The sequence below is a fragment of the Streptomyces sp. NPDC057654 genome, assembly GCF_042800135.1.
Classification (GTDB): domain Bacteria; phylum Actinomycetota; class Actinomycetes; order Streptomycetales; family Streptomycetaceae; genus Streptomyces.
Genome location: NZ_JBHVHQ010001465.1, coordinates 1 through 1,091, shown reverse-complemented (window position 1 = coordinate 1,091; position 1,091 = coordinate 1). Strand labels below are relative to the sequence as shown.

Sequence of the window (1,091 nt, the reverse complement as noted above, 5' to 3'; positions counted from 1 at the left end):
GCCCAGGCCACTAGTATTCGTAGTATTCGACCCCACACCTGCCCTGTCCGGCAGGTGGAGACCCGAGGAGCCACGTTGGCTGCTGAGCTGCACGTCGAGCTGGTCGCGGCGGACCGAAGCGTCTGGTCCGGCGAGGCCACCCTGGTCATCGCGCGCACCGCATCGGGTGACATCGGCGTCATGCCCGGCCACCAGCCGCTGCTCGGTGTGCTGGAGTCCGGCCCGGTGACCATCCGTACGAGCGACGGCGGGACCGTCGTCGCCGCGGTGCACGGCGGGTTCGTCTCGTTCGCGGACGACAAGCTGTCGCTGCTCGCCGAGATCGTCGAGCTGTCGGACGAGATCGACGTCCAGCGCGCGGAGCGGGCGCTGGAGCGCGCGAAGTCGGAGACGGACGCGGCCGCCGAGCGGCGCGCGGACGTCCGGCTGCGCGCGGTCGCGGGTGTGCACTGAACCCACGGCCCATAAGAACGTACTGTGGGGTTCCGGGAGCTGTCCCGGAGACCCGCACAATCCTCAGCCGCGGACGGCACTGGATCACTCCAGGGCAGTCCGCGGCTGAGGCGATGCAGGTGCGGTTGGACTAGATGACGCGAGGAGGTCGGTGAAGATGGTCCTCGCTCTGCTCGTGAGCGGCAGCGTCGTCCTGCTGGTCCTGGTGGGACTCTTCGTCTTCGGGCTGCGCAGACGGCTGATCCAGCGCTCCGGGGGCACGTTCGACTGTTCCCTGCGCTGGAATGTGACCGAGCCGGAGGCGGAGCCCAGCGGCAAGGGCTGGGTGTACGGGGTGGCCCGCTACAACGGCGACCGGATCGAGTGGTTCCGCGTCTTCTCGTACGCGCCCCGGCCGCGCCGCGTCCTGGAGCGCGCCTCCATCGAGGTCCTGGACCGCCGCACCCCGCGCGGCGAGGAGGAGCTGGCGCTGCTCTCCGACGCCGTCGTCCTGGTCTGCGTCCACCGCGGTACGCGGCTGGAGCTGGCGATGAGCGAGGACGCCCTGACCGGCTTCCTGGCCTGGCTGGAGGCGGCGCCGCCCGGCCAGCGGGTCAACGTGGCGTAGTCCGGCGGTCCGTACCCGCACACGCGGAGAC

At 70.9% G+C, this 1,091-nt stretch carries 2 protein-coding genes; both read left to right on the top strand.

Translation table 11 applies throughout. The features are described 5' to 3' along the window. Positions 1-75: 75 nt before the first annotated feature. The gene (locus tag ACFU99_RS44400; RefSeq protein ID WP_384404581.1) at positions 76-453 is read left to right on the top strand and encodes a F0F1 ATP synthase subunit epsilon; all 378 of its coding nucleotides are present in this window, start codon (positions 76-78) and stop codon (positions 451-453) included. Positions 454-610: 157 nt separating this feature from the next. Beyond that, complete coding sequence (locus ACFU99_RS44395; protein ID WP_363132686.1) at positions 611-1,060, top strand: DUF2550 domain-containing protein; 450 nt, start codon at positions 611-613, stop codon at positions 1,058-1,060. Positions 1,061-1,091 lie beyond the last annotated feature (31 nt).